The sequence below is a fragment of the Moraxella osloensis genome, from assembly GCF_001553955.1.
In the GTDB taxonomy this organism is placed as follows: Bacteria; Pseudomonadota; Gammaproteobacteria; order Pseudomonadales; family Moraxellaceae; genus Faucicola; species Faucicola osloensis.
Genome location: NZ_CP014234.1, coordinates 2,376,020 through 2,393,069, shown reverse-complemented (window position 1 = coordinate 2,393,069; position 17,050 = coordinate 2,376,020). Strand labels below are relative to the sequence as shown.

The 17,050-nt window shown below is 45.6% G+C and carries 16 protein-coding genes; 8 read left to right on the top strand and 8 right to left on the bottom strand.

Annotated elements, in window-relative coordinates; all coding sequences use genetic code 11:
- The first annotated feature begins 7 nt into the window (after positions 1-7).
- Positions 8-514, top strand: a complete 507-nt coding sequence (locus AXE82_RS10620) for a flavin reductase (protein WP_062334538.1) — start codon at positions 8-10, stop codon at positions 512-514.
- Positions 515-605: 91 nt separating this feature from the next.
- Complete coding sequence (locus AXE82_RS12370; RefSeq protein ID WP_257721697.1) at positions 606-737, top strand: hypothetical protein; 132 nt, start codon at positions 606-608, stop codon at positions 735-737.
- Positions 738-755: 18 nt separating this feature from the next.
- Here the strand turns inward: AXE82_RS12370 and AXE82_RS10615 are convergent, their stop codons facing one another.
- Together AXE82_RS10615 and AXE82_RS10610 are read right to left on the bottom strand one after the other, a co-directional pair.
- Positions 756-2,210 carry an NAD-dependent succinate-semialdehyde dehydrogenase gene (locus AXE82_RS10615; protein ID WP_062334535.1) on the bottom strand — a complete coding sequence of 485 codons (1,455 nt, stop codon included), beginning with the start codon at positions 2,208-2,210 and terminating at the stop codon, positions 756-758.
- Positions 2,211-2,468: 258 nt separating this feature from the next.
- A complete protein-coding gene (locus AXE82_RS10610; protein WP_062334533.1) occupies positions 2,469-3,413 on the bottom strand; it encodes an alpha/beta hydrolase in 945 nt (314 codons plus the stop codon).
- 205 nt (positions 3,414-3,618) lie between these two features.
- On the opposite strand from AXE82_RS10610, the gene AXE82_RS10605 reads away from it, so the two are divergent.
- A complete protein-coding gene (locus tag AXE82_RS10605; protein ID WP_062334532.1) occupies positions 3,619-4,050 on the top strand; it encodes a BLUF domain-containing protein in 432 nt (143 codons plus the stop codon).
- Positions 4,051-4,209: 159 nt separating this feature from the next.
- Positions 4,210-4,785, top strand: coding sequence for a BLUF domain-containing protein (locus tag AXE82_RS10600; RefSeq protein WP_062334529.1), 576 nt, complete (start codon positions 4,210-4,212; stop codon positions 4,783-4,785).
- A gap of 158 nt (positions 4,786-4,943) precedes the next feature.
- Here AXE82_RS10600 and AXE82_RS10595 read toward each other — a convergent pair whose 3' ends face one another.
- The 6 genes from AXE82_RS10595 to AXE82_RS10570 form a co-directional block, all read right to left on the bottom strand.
- Positions 4,944-5,516: a BLUF domain-containing protein gene (locus tag AXE82_RS10595; RefSeq protein ID WP_062334527.1), complete on the bottom strand. Its 573-nt coding sequence runs from the start codon at positions 5,514-5,516 to the stop codon at positions 4,944-4,946.
- A gap of 252 nt (positions 5,517-5,768) precedes the next feature.
- Positions 5,769-6,533, bottom strand: a complete 765-nt coding sequence (locus tag AXE82_RS10590) for a hypothetical protein (protein ID WP_062334525.1) — start codon at positions 6,531-6,533, stop codon at positions 5,769-5,771.
- A gap of 107 nt (positions 6,534-6,640) precedes the next feature.
- Positions 6,641-7,927: an ammonium transporter gene (locus tag AXE82_RS10585; RefSeq protein ID WP_062334971.1), complete on the bottom strand. Its 1,287-nt coding sequence runs from the start codon at positions 7,925-7,927 to the stop codon at positions 6,641-6,643.
- 262 nt (positions 7,928-8,189) lie between these two features.
- Positions 8,190-8,399 (bottom strand): cytochrome bd-I oxidase subunit CydX, encoded by a 210-nt coding sequence (gene cydX / locus AXE82_RS12515; RefSeq protein WP_082741469.1) that lies wholly within the window; start codon positions 8,397-8,399, stop codon positions 8,190-8,192.
- Between the two features lie 32 nt (positions 8,400-8,431).
- Positions 8,432-9,568, bottom strand: a complete 1,137-nt coding sequence (gene cydB / locus AXE82_RS10575) for a cytochrome d ubiquinol oxidase subunit II (RefSeq protein WP_208856230.1) — start codon at positions 9,566-9,568, stop codon at positions 8,432-8,434.
- Positions 9,561-11,189, bottom strand: coding sequence for a cytochrome ubiquinol oxidase subunit I (locus AXE82_RS10570; protein ID WP_062334520.1), 1,629 nt, complete (start codon positions 11,187-11,189; stop codon positions 9,561-9,563). The genes cydB and AXE82_RS10570 overlap by 8 nt, the downstream gene beginning before the upstream one ends.
- A 456-nt stretch (positions 11,190-11,645) precedes the next feature.
- Between AXE82_RS10570 and cydD the strand changes: the two genes are divergently transcribed.
- From cydD to AXE82_RS10550, 4 genes are all read left to right on the top strand, one after another.
- A complete protein-coding gene (cydD, locus tag AXE82_RS10565; protein WP_062334518.1) occupies positions 11,646-13,343 on the top strand; it encodes a thiol reductant ABC exporter subunit CydD in 1,698 nt (565 codons plus the stop codon).
- A 4-nt stretch (positions 13,344-13,347) separates the two neighbouring features.
- Positions 13,348-15,159: an amino acid ABC transporter ATP-binding/permease protein gene (locus tag AXE82_RS10560; protein ID WP_062334515.1), complete on the top strand. Its 1,812-nt coding sequence runs from the start codon at positions 13,348-13,350 to the stop codon at positions 15,157-15,159.
- Positions 15,160-15,382: 223 nt separating this feature from the next.
- Positions 15,383-16,252, top strand: a complete 870-nt coding sequence (locus AXE82_RS10555; RefSeq protein WP_062334511.1) for a PepSY domain-containing protein — start codon at positions 15,383-15,385, stop codon at positions 16,250-16,252.
- A gap of 111 nt (positions 16,253-16,363) precedes the next feature.
- Complete coding sequence (locus AXE82_RS10550; RefSeq protein WP_036603962.1) at positions 16,364-17,032, top strand: response regulator; 669 nt, start codon at positions 16,364-16,366, stop codon at positions 17,030-17,032.
- Positions 17,033-17,050 lie beyond the last annotated feature (18 nt).

Genomic DNA, 17,050 nt, shown 5'->3' with positions numbered 1-17,050 from the left:
AAAAATAATGGTTGACGTTACTGATTTTAGAAATGCCATGTCGATGTTATCGGCTGCGGTCAATGTGGTCACTACCGATGGCCCTGCGGGTCGTCATGGCTTTACTGCATCGGCGGTGTGCAGTGTAACCGATACCCCACCGACCTTGCTGGTATGTATGAATACCGCCTCACGCTCGTATGAATATTTTGTGCAAAACAAGGTATTGGCGGTGAATGTGCTGGCTGACCATCATGCAGAATTATCCGCGGTTTTTGCCTCCAAACTCGAAGCGCAAGCGCGCTTTGAGCATGGCACATGGCATACCTTGATGACCCAGTCACCGATTTTGGACAATGCCTTGGTGAGCTTTGATTGCCAAATCGAGCAAATCCAAGAAGTCGGCACACACGGGATTTTTATTTGTCGTATCGAAGCCATACAACAAGGCAAAGACCAGACAGGCTTGGTGTATTTTAACCGTGAATACCATGCCGTCAATAAAATTAAAGTTGATACGCCCAGCCAACCATAATGCCAAGCACCGAGTCAGATTTTGTACAATCCCAGCGAATTAATGCTAAAGTAGTCACTCATATCAATAGGTAGATAATTTAGGATGGGTGATGGCGATTATTAAGTCTTTGTTGGACACGGATTTATACAAATTTACCATGCTACATATGGGGCAAACACCGCTCAACATCGTCCTACAACTGGTTGAATGTAACGGGCAATCATGGCAATGTATGCCATGAATTTGGACGATTTAACTATTATTGCACATCAATACACCAATACTTGGTAGTCACATAGTCTTCAATCCCATATTTTGAGCCTTCACGCCCAAAGCCTGATTGCTTCACACCCCCAAACGGTGCGACCTCCGTGGATAACAGCCCGGTGTTTTGCGCCACCATACCATATTCAAGCCCCTCACACACTTTCCACGAGCGAGCTAGACTTTGGGTATAAAAATAGGCCGCTAGTCCATAAATCGTGTTGTTGGCATGGGCAATCACTTCCTCATCGCTATCAAACACAAACACGGGCGCAATCGGACCAAAAATCTCTTGGCTGGCGATGTCCATGTCATCGGTGATACCCGTGATAATGGTCGGTTCAAAGCTTAAATCTGACGCGCTGTGTTTCTTTCCACCGGTGACCACGGTCGCGCCTTTGTTGACCGCATCTGTCAGCAACTGCTCGACTTTGTCCATGGCGTCTTTATTAATTAGTGGACCGATATTTGTGCCCTCTGTCATACCGTTACCGACTTTTAAGGCTTCTACCTTTTGTTTAAAGATGGCTAAAAATTTGTCTTTAATACCTGATTGCACATACACGCGATTTGCACAGACGCAGGTTTGCCCCGCGTTACGGTATTTGGAAGCGATAAGACCGCTTGCCGCTTTTTCTAAGTCGGCATCATCAAAGACGATAAAGGGCGCGTTGCCACCAAGCTCCATCGAGAGTTTTTTGACCGTGGAGGCGCACTGCGCCATCAAAGTGCGACCAACTTCGGTGGAGCCAGTGAATGACAATTTATGGATACGCTCATCCTGAGTCAGCACTTCACCAATGACGGATGACTTGCCGGTGACGATTTGTAGCAAGCCTGCAGGAAAGCCTGCACGTACCGCCAGCTCCCCTAGCGCCAGTGCGGTCAAGGGTGTTTCAGTGGCAGGTTTGACAATGATGCTGCAGCCAGCGGCTAAGGCAGGGGCAACTTTGCGGGTAATCATGGCGGCGGGGAAATTCCACGGGGTAATCGCCGCGCATACGCCAATCGGTTGTTTTAACACCACGTAGCGTAGGTCTTTGTTGGTGCTAGGGATGATGTCACCATAGATGCGTTTGCCTTCTTCGGCAAACCAGCGAATAAAGCTATTGGCATAGCCGATTTCACCGCGCGATTCGGTGATTGGCTTGCCTTGCTCGGCTGTCATAATTACTGCCAAATCTTCTTTATTTTGGTCGATCAAATCTGCCCAGTTGTTTAAAATAGCTGCGCGCTCGTTGGCGGTTTTTTGTGCCCAGTCTATTTGCGCTTTATGTGCGATGGCGACGGCGTCGATGACTTGGGATTTTTCTAGACTCGGTATGGTGGCAATCACTTGGTTGTCAAATGGATTGGTGACATCAATGGTGTCGCCTGTCGTGGCGTCCGTCCATTGGTTGTCAATGAGTGATTGGGTTTTGAGTAAGGTTGGGTCTTTGAGTGGTAGCATCAGGAATTCCTGTTCGTTATGTTGTTATGAGGATAGTGAAAACTTTTTTATGATAAGCGGGTCAATGCCGTTTATTATAAGCGGATAGCGGCTGTGTGGAAAAGCGTCATTATATTGCAGCAGCTGTCTATGCAGTAAAATCTAGGCAGTAAAATCTAGACAGTAAAATCTAGACAGTAAAATGAGTCGGTGAAACTTGCCGCTGCTTTAAATCTTTTCTTGGACGTTTTTCTTTAAAGTTTTTGTTGGAAATTTTTTTCACTGCGCTGTTGGTAAATGCCGCTGCATAAAATCATTGACCTTGTTAAAGGTGGGATAAAAAGACTGTAACGGTGTTGCCAGTCCAATGACGATGCCTGCATGAGTGGCAGGGACTTGCACCCGTTCCACGTTGCCGCCTGCTTGGGTCAGCGCTTTTTGTAGGCTATCAGCATTTTGTGGGTAGACAAGCCTGTCTTTACTGCCTGTGACCAACAAATGCGGGGGTACATCTTGGCGGATATGATACACAGGCATCACTTGCTGGCGGGTGGTATCAGCTGGAAAGGCAACTTTGGTAGTACCGCTACGAAAATCGTAATCATACGGCCCTGCTAGTCCAATCACGCCTAATATTGCCTTGTTGGGAATGCCGGTGGTTTTCCAAAAACGGCTATCATCCACCGCAGATACCACATTAAACGCCCCTGCAGAATGCCCTATGACAAACAGCTGATTAGGATTGCCGCCATATTGAGCGACATTGCGATACACCCAACCCATGGCGCTGGCTGTATCAAGCACATAATCTGGGAATACGTTTGCAGGGGCTAAGCGATAATCCACCACCACTGTGGTGTAGCCCGACTTGGCAAACTGCTTACCGACAAAGCCATAGGTTTGGCGTTTGCCATGTTGCCAGCTGCCCCCATATACAAATATCAACACAGGGTGACGCTGACCATCTGCAGGGGTATAAATATCGAGTTGTTGGCGGGTATCTGTGCCATAGGCAATATTTTTGATGGTTTTAATACCATTTGACACAGTGCTAGTGCTATCAGCTTTTGCTGCGATGGGTGCGTTTTTTGTCGCCATGGCCTGACAGCCTGTCAAATTTAACCCCACAAGGGCTATAACCGCAGCAGTTCCAAGTTTGTATTTATTCAAGCGGACGGTGGCGGATGACGGGTGTTTTGTAGCGTGGGTCGATGAATTTGACATAGGTTTCTCTTTTTTAAAGGTTTCTCTTTTTTAAGGTTTTTGCTTTTTTAAATAAGTAAGTTTTTAAGTCAGGACGTTAAATTTGAAATGATTAAATATTTATGTAAGAAAATGGCTTTTTGTTAAGTATAATCGCTTATAAGCGTTAATCAAATGCCTGCTGTAGTGAATTGGTAACAGCGGTAACCTTATGTTGGATATCGTTATGTGTGATGCTATTTATTATTTAACTTACACCAGTAAAATCACCTTACTGGGCGCGATTAATCCTTTTACTTTCAAAACTATCGAGCAGATTTCTAGGCAAAACAATCATGCCCAACATATCACGGGATTTTTGCTATTCAAACATGGGCATTTTTTTCAATATTTGGAAGGGGATAAGGCATTGGTCACTCACCTGTACCAAGATTTACTTAAAGATTATCGCCATAAAAATTTAAAAATAATTACCGAGGGTCATCGGGAACAGCCGCGGTTCAAAAAATGGGATATGTACTGTATTGACATTGATAAGGATGTGAATAATTTATCCATTAGCCGACTATTTCAAGCGTTTAACCCCACCGATTGGCAGTCACCGGAGGTGAATGAGCTAATCACAGATATGCAAACACAGCATCATAAAAATAATTAAATTTTTACCCTAAAAAGATTTATAAACTTTAATTTATTTTTGTATGAATTAAGGGTTATACTTTAGTTTTAATAAAAGATGCTAAATTAATAATAACATTAAAAATTATTATGCTACACTCAAAGTAACATATAAAGAGTATGGCTGAGGAGTTCTACGATGATGTCTCCCCCTACTTATTACCTGACTTATACCAGTTCGCTTACGTGGTCAGCCGCTTTAAAGCCCAGCACATTTACCCAAATTTATCAAAGTGCCAGAGATAATAATCAAAAAACCGGCATCATGGGTTTTATCCTATTCAAAGATGGTCGCTTTCTGCATTTTATGGAAGGTAGTGAAATGTATATAGCGAATTTGTACCTCGCTATCACCCATGATAAACGCCACCATAAAATTCATCTTATCCATCAAGGTACGACCCATTCTAAACGCTTTAAGCAATGCGATATGCTATGCGTGACACCCAGCATATCCCATACCACCCCAGTGATTAGTAAGCTGTTAGCACAGTTTGAAACCTACCAATGGCAGACCGAACAAGTCGAGCAATTACTCAATGAGATGGTCGCATTCTATGAGCGCGATGCGGCTGATATTGCGCCCTACCAAGTCAAAGCGGAAAGCTACATCGGCGCCATCATCAAACACCATGTCAAAAAACACCTTTTTTTCATGTTCACCATCATCACGGTTCCATGGTTGGTGATATTTATGTTGTTAATTGACCTGTAAATTTTTGCCAATCTGATGGCGAAAAGGCTAACCATTAAACGCTTACGCAAGCGCAAGATAGCGACGCGGTTTAAGCTCAATTGTTTCGACGTCTTTATTAAGTGTTTGGTAATCGTCACTTTCGGCTTATACCCTATCGCGTTAATCAATGTTTGCTTTTAATGGTTGCTTTTTAAGAACAATAAACTGATGAAAAACATACCTAATATCAGCAGTTGAATGATTAAATATTTTTTATTCTGCCGCATAAAGCGGCGATAAACCACCGAGAAAAAACTGCCTGTTTGGGGTGTCATGCCAAGCAAATGGTTTTTTGCCATTAGTGACATCACCTCATGTACGTGAGCTTGGCTCCAATGATAAATATCAAAGTCGTACACCATATCTGGAAGATTAAGCAGTTCAAGGGTTTGGGTTTTTTCATCCATGTTATAACAATTCATCAGCCATTGCTGATAATAGCGTTTTTCTAACTGTCCCTGGTCTAACACCACCATCTCTTTATGTCGTCGGTCTTGCTTTATGGTGTTAAATAATTGTTCACATACCGCTTTTTGACCTTCAATATACTGCAAAAATTTGCCATCCTTAAACAATAAAAACCCCGTAATATGATGGTGTTGATTGTTGGACTGGGCTTGCTCGCGAATATCAGTGAATAAATTGTGGTCAAAAATTTGGGTCAAATTTATTTTACTGGCGTAAACATAATACTGAATTTGATGATTCATGACATTTTCCGAAAATTTGTGAGGGAAGCCAGTTGCAATAAATTTTCATCGGTTAAAAAAAACTTAATCTTATGACACCTAGAATTGGTCTCATAAAATTAAGCTACAATACAGTATCAAGCGCAGTGCTAAACTCTCTAAAATGGACCTGGAAATAAAATGAACTGGGAACTTGCCATTCAGCATCTTTAGGTCTGCATAAAAATTGTACTATGATACTGTCAATCCGTAGTATTTTATATAAATGGCATTCTACATAAATTTTTCAACCAAAGATACGTCAAACTTGGCTTTGGTAATCTTGTTTGCCTGCGCCAAGGCAATATCTGCATCAGTAGGTCCCGCCCATTGACACGCTTGCTGATAAAATAACGATAAGATAGTTCTAAACCCTGCTGTATCCGCATCGGTCAAGGACATTGTCAACGCACTTTGTTTGTCCCCACCAAAAAACTGATCAAAAAAGTGAATCATGGTTAAGGTTAAAGCCTGATTGGTTTCTGCCTTGCGAGCTAATAGCCCAAAACCACGAGATTTTGATGAATTATGATGCTGATGAATCGTCTGCCTGACACTGTCTAAAATTTGGCTGCCCAATAATGGTGAAAATTGCGCCGTAAAACTATCAATCAGTAACTCAAAGGCGGCTATTTGGTTAGATGTTTGGCTAGATATTGGGTCAGATATTGCGTCAGGTTTTTGGTTAGAGATAGCTACTTGACTGGGTGATGGGTGAATTACTAGCCTATTTTGCCCCAAATTAGGGATATCATGGGTTATCGGTTGGGGGTTGGCTGCACCCATTTGGTAATCACTCAGCGCTTTCATCAAACTTCGACGGATATTTGAGCGATATTCTTTGGTTTCGTTGTCTTGCGTAATTTCATGGACAAAACGCTGGATTTGGTAGGGCGTAATATCGGCATAATCTTTATGAAAGATGTCCATGGCTTTACGTATATCAGCATCTTTTAAAAACGGTGTTAACGCAGATTTAATAGTAGCTTCTTTGTTCATGACGGTGCCAAATATTTAAAGTTAATAAAATTACAATGGACGCAAATGACTGTGGTGGGTCGGGTACCTGTGACGACAGAGCAGACAGGTACCGCAAAAATTTAAAACTAGTGCCGCTCAGTTAGCGTTTGCTGACTAAATAAGCTATCTTGGAATTCAGGGTAAGCCCCTTCGGCATGTTCGGTAAAGTCGAGCCCGCGTTGCTCATGCTGTGCAAGTACGCGAAGACCGATTGTTTTTTCTATCACAAAATACACCACCATACCCAGTCCAAACGACCAAACAAACATTGCCGCGATGCCCATCAGCTGTACGATAATACGATGGCTGTCGAATAAATCACCTTCATAAAACAGCCCTGCAGCCAGCGTACCCCACACACCGCCGCCCACATGCACGGCAACGGCATACACCGCATCATCCATTTGAACATTATCCAATAACCGCTTCACCGCCAAATACGCCAAACATGCACCAACACCGGTAACAATCGCATACACAGGCGACATGGTCGCACAGCCTGCGGTAATGGCGACCAATCCTGCAAGGCTGATATTGACCGTATCACTCAATAAAATTGCCTTACGCATCACCCCTGAAATCAGCAAATAAGCCGTCACCGCACTCACCCCTGCTAGATGGGTATTTAGCATGATTTTGCCCAAGTTGCCTGAGCTGGTCAGTGTAGAACCTGCGTTAAATCCAAACCACGCCAACCATAGGATAAAGCCGCCCAAGGTGACCAGCGTGAGATTATGACCGGCAATCAAGCGCGGCGTGCCATCAGGGGCAAAGCGACCAATACGCGGTCCAAGGACGATAATACCCGCGAGCGCTAACCACCCACCGACAGAGTGCACCACCGAAGAGCCTGCAAAATCAATAAATCCAAGCTGGGCAAGCCAGCCTTGACCGCCATAATAACCGCCCCATGCCCAACTTGCTACGACGGGATAAATCAGTCCGCAAGTCATCAACGTACCAATCAGATACCCTGAAAATTTAATACGCTCCGCCATCGCACCACTGGCAATGGTGGCGGCGGTGGAAGCAAACATCATCTGAAAAAACAAATGTGCCCATTGCATATTGCTAAGCTGCTCTGGTAAAAACTCGCTTTGACCCACGTAACCTGTGGGGTTGTTGCCTGCCATCAAGCCATAGCCCAAGATATAAAAAATTAATCCGCCAATCGCCATATCGGTATAGTTTTTCATCAGCACATTCACGGTATTTTTACTGCGCACTGAGCCGGATTCAATGAGCGCAAAGCCCGCCTGCATAAAGAACACCAGCAAACCGCCAATAACTACCCACATCACATTTTGGTAGTCATATAGCTGCTCATTGGTGGGCGTCGCAGCGTACACCGAGGAATGTTGACAAAAAACCATCACGGATAATAGCCATTTATAGGCTTTATTAAACCGTTTACCCGTATGCCGTTGAACCGTATTGTTTAACTTTCTCATGAAGCTTATGCCCTTATGCCCTAGATAAAAAACTATCGCTCAATTATTAGTCAGTTTTACAAAGACAGGGAATGCAAATTGTGTACCAAATAAGAAAATAATTAAAAAATAGCGGGTTTTGACAACGCATAAAAAAGCGCTTTAAGCCGTGGTGACTTAAAGCGCTAATGGTTGAGGTTGATGGCTATAAGGACTCGTTATCTGAAGTCTTACCTGTTTTATGGATATCTTCAGTGGGATTGCCTTCTGTCACCGTACCATCATTGGTGGGTTCGTCCGCAAGTTTTGGATTAAAGGCTTTATTACGCGCATCGGCATTTTCAAGCCACAGCGCGTTTAAAATCGCCAATAATACCGCAAACCCCAATCCTAATATCCACGCAAAATACCACATTGTGTTCTCCTATTAAGTTGCCTTGATTTGGGTCAGTAAAGTGAATGCTCTTGCTCTCGAACATAAGCCTTGGTCACTTTACCGCGCATCACGCTATATGCCCAGCTGGTGTAACCTACAATCATCGGTAATAACACCACCACGACAACCAACATAATCATCAAGGTAAGATGACTCGATACACTGTCCCAAACCGTCAAGCTTGACCGTGGGTCGCTAGAGGATGGCATGACAAACGGAAACAGCGCCACGCCTGCGGTCATAATCACACTAAGCACAGCAATACTGGAGGCGATAAATGCGCTCAAGGTTTTACGCGCTTTTAGCAATATCGCCGTGACAATCGGCATGATGACACCAAGTACAGGGAATGCCCATGCCAGCGGATACTGATGATAGTTTGCCATCCATGCGCCCGCTTGACGCGTCACCTCTTTATTGAGCACATTTGGCAAGGCTTGGGGGTCAATAGGGCTTGTGATATGATAGCCGTCAATGGATTGTATCCATACCCCTGCTATCACAAACAGCACCGCCATCACCAGACTACTGATAGCAGCGTAGTTAATGGTACGATTTTGTACCTCATCAAGGGTGCGATGCGCCAAATACGCCCCACCTTGCATAATCAACATAGACGCACTGATTAAGCCACACAGTAGGGCAAATGGATTAAGCAATGCCCAAAAAGAGCCTGTGTAAGTCGATACCAAATGGTCATTAAAACTAAATGGCACGCCTAAAAACAAATTACCAAATGCCACGCCAAACACCACAGCCGGAATAAATGAACCGACAAATAACGCCCAGTCCCACGCTTTTCGCCAGGTTGGATTGTGTATCATACTGCGATATTTAAACCCCACCGGGCGGAAAAACAACGCCCACAATACTGCCATCAACGCCCAATAAAAACCGCTAAAGGCAGTGGCGTACACCATCGGCCATGCCGCAAAAATCGCGCCGCCTGCGGTGATAAACCACACTTGGTTACCTTCCCAGTGCGGACCAATGGTATTGATAATCACCCGGCGCTCTTCATCATCCTTGCCGACAAAAGGCAGTAACGAACACACGCCCATATCATGCCCATCCATGATAGCAAACCCAATGAGCAGCGCACCGACCAATAACCACCAAATAATTTTGAGTGTTTCATAATCAAACAACATGATTCACCTCGGCTGTCTTAGGGCTCAAATTTAATGAAGGACTCACATGAACCTTGTGAGTGTCTTCGCCGTAGTATTTGCCCGTTCCTAGACTGGCGGGTCCTTTACGGGCATATTTCACCATCAAGTACATTTCAATCATCAGCAGCACCGTATAAAAACCAACAAATCCCGCCAGCGAGGCATACACATTCGCCACGCTAATGTTGGAGACTGAAAAATAGGTCGGCAACATGCCATAAATCGTCCAAGGTTGACGCCCATACTCAGCAACAAACCAACCAAATTCAGCAGCAAGCCAAGGCGCAGGCAGCATCAATAATGCCCAACGTAACAGCCAAGGTTTTTCGATAAAGTTGCCTTTGACAGTTGACCAAAGACTAATCGTAAACAATGCCAACAATAAAAAGCCCAAGCCCACCATGGCACGAAATGACCAAAACATCGGGACAATAGGCGGAATGGTGGCATCGGTGGCCTGTTTAATCATTGCAGGCGTAGCTTTGCTGACATCTGGGGAATAGCGTTTGAGCAATAACCCAAAGCCCAAGTCTTTTTTTACCTTTTCAAATTCCGCCACTGTCACAGGGTTTGGGGTTGAACCTGGGGGCGCACTGCGTAATTGCTCCAGCAGCAGCACCGCTTTTTGACCATTGATGATACGTTTTTCATTGATGATTTTGATGTCATGGATGCCCAAAATCGGGGTATCCAGCGAGCGCGTCCCAATCAAGCCCATCACATACGGGATTTGCACTGCCCAGTTGTTTTTTTGCTCGGCTTGGTTGATATCTGCAATCAAATTAAAACTGGCAGGCGCAGGCTCGGTTTCCCACATCGCCTCTATCGCTGCCATTTTGGTTTGCTGTGCCAAGCCAATAGAATAACCCGACTCATCACCCAGCACGATGGTGCTACAAATCGACGCAAAACCAAATGCCGCCGCGACTTGAAAGCTGCGTTTGGCAAATTCGACATCGCGTTTTTTGAGCAGATACCACGCTGAGATGGCAAGCACAAAGGTCGCTCCCACCGTATAGCCGGCAGAGACGGTATGCACAAATTTGTTTTGCGCATCAGGGTTAAATAATACTGCCGCAAAATCGGTCATTTCCATGCGCATGGTTTGGTAATTAAACTCCGCGCCAACCGGATTTTGCATCCACCCATTGGCAATCAAAATCCACAACGCGGATAGATTGGTACCCAGCGCCATCAATATAGTCACCAGCAAATGCTGTCCGCGCGACAGTCTATCCCAACCAAAGAAGAACAGTCCGACCATGGTCGATTCTAAAAAAAATGCCATCAAGCCTTCAATGGCAAGCGGCGCACCAAAAACATCGCCGACATATTGTGAGTAATACGCCCAGTTGGTACCAAACTGGAATTCCATGGTGATGCCAGTGGTGACACCCAAGGCAAAGTTGATGCCAAACAGTTTACCCCAAAAACGCGTCATGTCTTTCCACACTTCTTTGCCTGTCATCACGTACATGGATTCCATGATGACCAGCAGCCACACCATGCCCAGTGTGAGTGGTACAAATAAAAAATGATATAACGCCGTGACTGCAAATTGCAGACGGGAGATATCGACTAGATGTTCTGTTATCATGTTGACTCCTTGGTTTGACAACCAATTCAGATGTCAATTACCCTCATGCGTGGTTAACAAAGGGTAATGTTTTTATTTACAAACATTATATAAATCTATAAATTATTTGTCATGCGGCATAATGTCGCACCTGACTACAAAATATTATGATGAGTATTGCGTTGCTGCTACCATCTTTTCATACCCTGTCAAAGATGGTGATAGCTGAATGAGCGATAGTTTATGGGTCTGTTGAGGGTAATATTTTAAAGTGGGGTCGTTCATCGCTTTACTTATTTAATTGCCTTTTATATGGCTTTTTATATGCCTTTATCAAGGTTTTATCAACCCTCATTGGTAGGCAGTGTGTTTACACTTTTTTATCTCATTGCCTTGATGAGCATGATTTGTCATACCTAACCTGCGCTTGATACGCTATGATATGTCCATTGATTTTATCGTTACTGTTAACCAACCATGTCTGAAACTTCTGCTGTCAACCAAACCCTTCGTCACTATGCCGCTATGGCAAAACGACCGATTTATATGGCATGGGGACTGTCAGTTGTGTCCACGCTAGTATTGATCGTGCAGTCTTGGCTGATTGCGGTCATCTTTGCAGATTGGTTAACGCAAATCGCCCATCACCGCCCTGCCACTGACGTATTTTTTGATTATCTGCCGTGGCTCATAGGGTGTCTGTTGCTACGTCCTTTACTGCATTTTTGCAAAGACCGACTAGCGTTAGACGCGGGGCTACAAGTAGCCGGCATCCTACGAAAAACGCTAGTTGAAAAACTGGCACAAGTAGGTGCAGCGCGGGACCAGTATGGCAGTGATGGCGGGCTTGCCAGTATGGTGATTGAGCAATGTGACGCCTTAACGGGCTATGTCAGCCGTTTTTATCTGCAGCGACTGATTGTGGTGACCACGCCTATCATGCTATTAGTTGCGGCAGCGACCCAAAGCTGGATAGCGACGCTGATTTTATTGCTGACAGCACCGCTAGTCCCTGTATTTATGGTATTAATTGGTCATGCCACCGCCCGTAAAAGTCGGCAACAATTTGCCGCGATGGCACAGCTGAGCGGGCGATTTTTGGATTGGTTACGTGGCACAGCGACACTGCAGCGGCTGGATGCTGTCGGGCACGCCAGTCAAGACATCGACGCCTCAGCCGAAGCCTACCGTATGCGCACCATGTCGGTACTCAAAATTGCGTTTTTAAACACCGCAGCGCTAGAACTGTTAGCCGCGCTGTCGATTGCGCTACTTGCCGTGTATTTGGGTTTTGGTTTAATCGGTATTTTACCCTGGCAAAAAAACACGGTGCCTGTGCCTTACCAGTCGGCGCTATTTTTACTGCTGTTGGCACCTGAATTTTATGCCCCGCTACGTCAGTTGGGCGCGGATTATCATGTCAAAGCGCAAGCGGAAGGCGCGATTGCCGAATTATCACCCTTGTTAGCTTTTCAGTCAGCGGAAAACACAAAAGCTAACCCCTCTATCTTAACTGCGCCCCCTGCCATTGACGCGGATAATATTTGGGTCAATCATCAGCAACGCACACGGCTCGCGCCGTTAAGTTTTGCTATTGCCGCAGGGGAACGGTTGGCGATTGTCGGTCAAAGTGGCAGCGGCAAATCCACCCTATTGCAAATTTTTTTGGGTTTTTGTGCCTATCAAGGCGATATCTTTATTAATAACCAAAATTTTAACACCATCAATTCCACGCAATTTCGCCACCAAATCGCCTATTTGTCACAGCAAACCATGCTACTGCCGATGAGTATCGCCGATAATTTGCGCCTGCCAAACCCAACCGCCAGTGATGACAAACTATGGCAAATTCTTGCGCAAGTGGGGTTAAAACCTTTGATAAAAGCACTGCCAAATCAGCTAGATACTCAGTTAGGTGAACGTGGTAGCGGCTTGTCCGGTGGACAGCAGCGACGATTGGCAATAGCCCAGTTACTCTTGCAAGACGCACAGCTTTGGCTACTCGATGAACCCACTGAGCATTTAGATAGTGACACCGCAGCCGAGATTAATGCGCTATTACAACAAGTGACGAGGGGGAAAACCGTGTTATGGGTGACGCACGATGCCACAAAACTGCCTTGGCTGGATCGGCAAATAAGCCTTGATATTGCATCTACTTTGGCGAAGGCGTAACGGTATGACAGACTCTACTAGTGAAAAAAATAGCGAAAATAAACTTGCTAGTGAAAATAGGCTTATTAATCAAAATAGCCGTGTCAACACTCACCGGCAAAAAAAATCAAACAGTCATCAAACCTTTCGTTTAACCCAGCTGTTTAGCACGCAGCTAGATAAATGGCTCATTGCTGCCTGTTTAGCCATGATGACTGCGTTATCCGTGATTGGCCTATTGATGACGTCAGGGTGGTTTATTTCTGCGGCAGCAATGACAGGGATGGTGGCGCTGGGCTCACACAGTTTTAATTATCTGGTACCGGCAGCGATTATCCGTGTGATGGCGATGGTACGTACCGCAGGACGCTATGGTGAAATGATGGTGTCCCACCATGCGGTGTTTGGTTTGTTGCAGCGGCTGCGAGTGCGTTTTTTTAACCAGTTTTCACGCCTGCCACTGGCAAATTTATCAATTACCTTACAATCTACCCATGCCATGCACCGTTTAACCCATGATATTGATGTGCTCAATGAGTTGCCACTGCGCGTGGTATCGCCTTGGCTAGTCGCGACAACCGCGAGCTTGCTAGTAGCCACCTTACTTTATCAGTATGAGGTTAGCCCCGTCTTGATTGCCATATTTTTAATCGCCGGTTTGATGTTGCCTACCATGCTGACATGGCGCAGTATCAAGCACGCCCGCGCTCATCAGGCATTGGCAGAGTCTAGGCGTGTCAGTTTGCTCAATCCGCTATCGGCGCTTACCCATTTATTGATTTGGCAGCGCTGGCAATCCGAATTGACTGCTTTTAACAGCGTCGACACTCAACATACGCATCAGCAAAAGCGCATCCAGCGCGCCCAATCATTGGTCATGCTAATCATGCAGTGGCTGATTGCAGCGGTTTTGGTCGGCTTGTTAGTGGGTTTTTATCACACGCCCCTTGTCATCAGTGTGCCGATGTTGCTTGCGCTATCCCTCGGTATCATGGGCATGACTGACTTGCTAACACCGTTAGTCACCCATTCGCTAGCCCTTGGCAATAGTTTGGCAGCAAAACACCAACTCAATGAATTACTCAATCCTTCGCTACAACCTAGCCATCATTTAACGCCTGATTTAACCAATCACTTAAACCATGATTTAGCCCCTTTACCCATCGATGTTGCGCGCCTAAGTGCACCACTCACACTCACCATCCATCAGCTAGCTGCCAAAATGCCGCAGGCGATTGTCGGTTTCAAAGCTATCAGCTTGACTGCCACCCAAGGCATCCCTGTATTGATTACTGGGCGCTCGGGCGCGGGCAAATCAACACTGTTACAAGTGCTGGCTCGTGAACTAGCACCGCAACAAGGCAGCATAGAGCTCAATGGTAGGGATTGGCTAGCGTTACACGATACGCCCGCGCTCACAGGTTATTTGGGGCAACAGATTGATATTTTTGACCAGACCTTGGCGACCAATTTAAGATTGGGCAACGCCGATGCCAGTGATGAACAGCTTTGGCAAGTGCTGGGTAAGGTTGGACTCAAAGACTGGGCGCGCAGTCAGCCGCTACAATTACAGACCCCGCTAGGGGAATACGGGCAAGCTATTTCCGGTGGACAAGCCAGACGCATTGCCTTGGCACGGCTATTACTTAGCCCAAAAAAAATCTTGCTGCTAGATGAGCCGTTTGCGGGACTTGATAAAAAAAGCCGTGAAGCACTGTGGCAAATGCTGGTACAGCATCAGCAGCAAGGCATTTTAATCATTGTCACCCACCATCTTTGGCAAACTGACCATCCAATTAATATCGTGCAATTACCTGAGCCTGATATTTTAATTTAACCTGTCTGGGGAAAAATTGATTTGACAGGCAAAAAAATTGATAAAAACATTTTTGAACATTGTTGCCGGCGTTTATGCAAAGCAAATTTTTTTAATCCGATTGCTATAACCTACCTAGCCTGATTCTGCGTTATCGCTAAGTTTCTGCTGTCTTAATTTTTGTATGATAGTACTATCCAATCAAGGGTTATCAACAACTATATTAACAATCGCAGGAAAACCTATGAACTTAGCAAAATTTAACCCCTCATTTTTAGCCACTGGGCTTAGTATAGCCTTGCTTAGTGTTGTTACAGGTGCGACAGTCACCGCCTGTGCGAGCACCTCAGCGGCACCACAAGCGCAAAACATGCAAAAACGCCATCCCGCCAATGCCAAGAACTTTGAGCAACGCTTACAAGCCATGCAGGCCAACGCCCAAGCAGCCGCCAATGCCAGCATCAGTGCCTCTCAAGCGGTCGCCTTGGTACAAAAACAAACCGCGAACACACGCATTGTTGGCGTAAAATATCATGACAATAGCAACCGACCCAACCCAAACCCTGCCCGTATCGCCAAAAACGCCAATAACAACATCGTCGGCTACCGTGTCATGACCCTTAGTGCGAATGGTCAACCACAACTGTATATCGTCAATGCCTCTAATGGTCAAGTGACCCAAGCAACTATGCCATCACGGCCATCACGCCCAGCGCGTCCGCCACAACCTAATACGTCTAATACCCCCAACAACAATCAACCACCTGCGCCGCCTGCCACCAATGTCAGCCTAGAGCGCGCCATGCAATTGGCAGCAAGCCAAGTGGGTGGTGAAGCCATTGGCGCCCATTTGGGTGGGGATAAAGGGGGCAAAATGGGTCATGGTCCTCGTGACGGTCAACGCCGCCCTAACAGAGACCCACAAATGGGCCATACAGGCATGCCGCCTGCACCAAACCCTGCCCAGAATCAATCACCAAGAACCCCAAGCTATCAGATTGAAGTGGTAAAAGGTAAAGAAGTCTATCATGTCAAAGTTGATGCCCAAACAGGTGCCGTGAGCGATGTCAAATCACTTAACGACCTCAACCGTCGTGCGCCTACTCAGCCATAATTGAGTGCCAAATGGCAACTTTGCCTATGAGCAACACCGTCATTCTTAGAATGGCGGTTTTTTGTGTTATAGTTTATTTATTGAACAGTATTCGTGTATAAAGGTAACCCAATGAGAGTATTACTCGTCGAAGATGACGTATTCATTGCCGACAGTCTGATTGATAGTCTAGAAGAAGAAGCGTATGCGGTAGACTGGGCAAAAGATGGGCGAGAAGCGATTTTGACCCTCAAAGTCGAATCGTATGACGTGATTTTGCTGGATTTGGGCTTACCAGAAATTGACGGCATGAGCGTGTTAGAGACGCTTCGCAGTGCCAAAATCGATACGCCTGTACTGGTGCTGACCGCCCGAGACCAAATCAAAGACCGCGTGAAAGGGCTGGATGCTGGGGCAGATGACTATATGACTAAGCCATTTGCGATGAGTGAATTGCTTGCTCGTATGCGTGTGTTGGTGCGCCGCTCACAAGGCAATAGCCAAAACACCCTACAAGTCGGCGACTTAACCCTCGATATCAATGCCAAACGCCTCAAACGTGACGGCATAGAAATCGATATTACCGCCAAAGAATACATGCTGCTCACCACTTTTATGACCGCGCCCGATAAAGTGTTTTCTAAAAGTGAATTGGAAAATTCTATCTACAATTGGGAAGCTGGGATAGAGAGCAATGCCATTGAATTTTTAATCTATGGACTGCGCAAAAAAATTGGTCAAAAACGGATTAAAAACATCCGTGGTTTAGGCTGGTATATCAGCGCCGAAGCCCAAGACTAACAAAAAGTGATAAAAAAA

Bases quoted from the DNA above. Each gene is read 5' to 3' on its own strand.
- AXE82_RS10620 (WP_062334538.1), top strand. From the start codon at position 8: ATGGTTGACGTTACTGATTTTAGAAATGCCATGTCGATGTTATCGGCT.
- AXE82_RS12370 (WP_257721697.1), top strand. From the start codon at position 606: ATGGCGATTATTAAGTCTTTGTTGGACACGGATTTATACAAATTTACC.
- AXE82_RS10615 (WP_062334535.1), bottom strand. From the start codon at position 2,210: ATGCTACCACTCAAAGACCCAACCTTACTCAAAACCCAATCACTCATT.
- AXE82_RS10610 (WP_062334533.1), bottom strand. From the start codon at position 3,413: ATGTCAAATTCATCGACCCACGCTACAAAACACCCGTCATCCGCCACC.
- AXE82_RS10605 (WP_062334532.1), top strand. From the start codon at position 3,619: ATGTGTGATGCTATTTATTATTTAACTTACACCAGTAAAATCACCTTA.
- AXE82_RS10600 (WP_062334529.1), top strand. From the start codon at position 4,210: ATGATGTCTCCCCCTACTTATTACCTGACTTATACCAGTTCGCTTACG.
- AXE82_RS10595 (WP_062334527.1), bottom strand. From the start codon at position 5,516: ATGAATCATCAAATTCAGTATTATGTTTACGCCAGTAAAATAAATTTG.
- AXE82_RS10590 (WP_062334525.1), bottom strand. From the start codon at position 6,533: ATGAACAAAGAAGCTACTATTAAATCTGCGTTAACACCGTTTTTAAAA.
- AXE82_RS10585 (WP_062334971.1), bottom strand. From the start codon at position 7,927: ATGGTTTTTTGTCAACATTCCTCGGTGTACGCTGCGACGCCCACCAAT.
- cydX (WP_082741469.1), bottom strand. From the start codon at position 8,399: ATGTGGTATTTTGCGTGGATATTAGGATTGGGGTTTGCGGTATTATTG.
- AXE82_RS10570 (WP_062334520.1), bottom strand. From the start codon at position 11,189: ATGATAACAGAACATCTAGTCGATATCTCCCGTCTGCAATTTGCAGTC.
- cydD (WP_062334518.1), top strand. From the start codon at position 11,646: ATGTCTGAAACTTCTGCTGTCAACCAAACCCTTCGTCACTATGCCGCT.
- AXE82_RS10560 (WP_062334515.1), top strand. From the start codon at position 13,348: ATGACAGACTCTACTAGTGAAAAAAATAGCGAAAATAAACTTGCTAGT.
- AXE82_RS10555 (WP_062334511.1), top strand. From the start codon at position 15,383: ATGAACTTAGCAAAATTTAACCCCTCATTTTTAGCCACTGGGCTTAGT.
- AXE82_RS10550 (WP_036603962.1), top strand. From the start codon at position 16,364: ATGAGAGTATTACTCGTCGAAGATGACGTATTCATTGCCGACAGTCTG.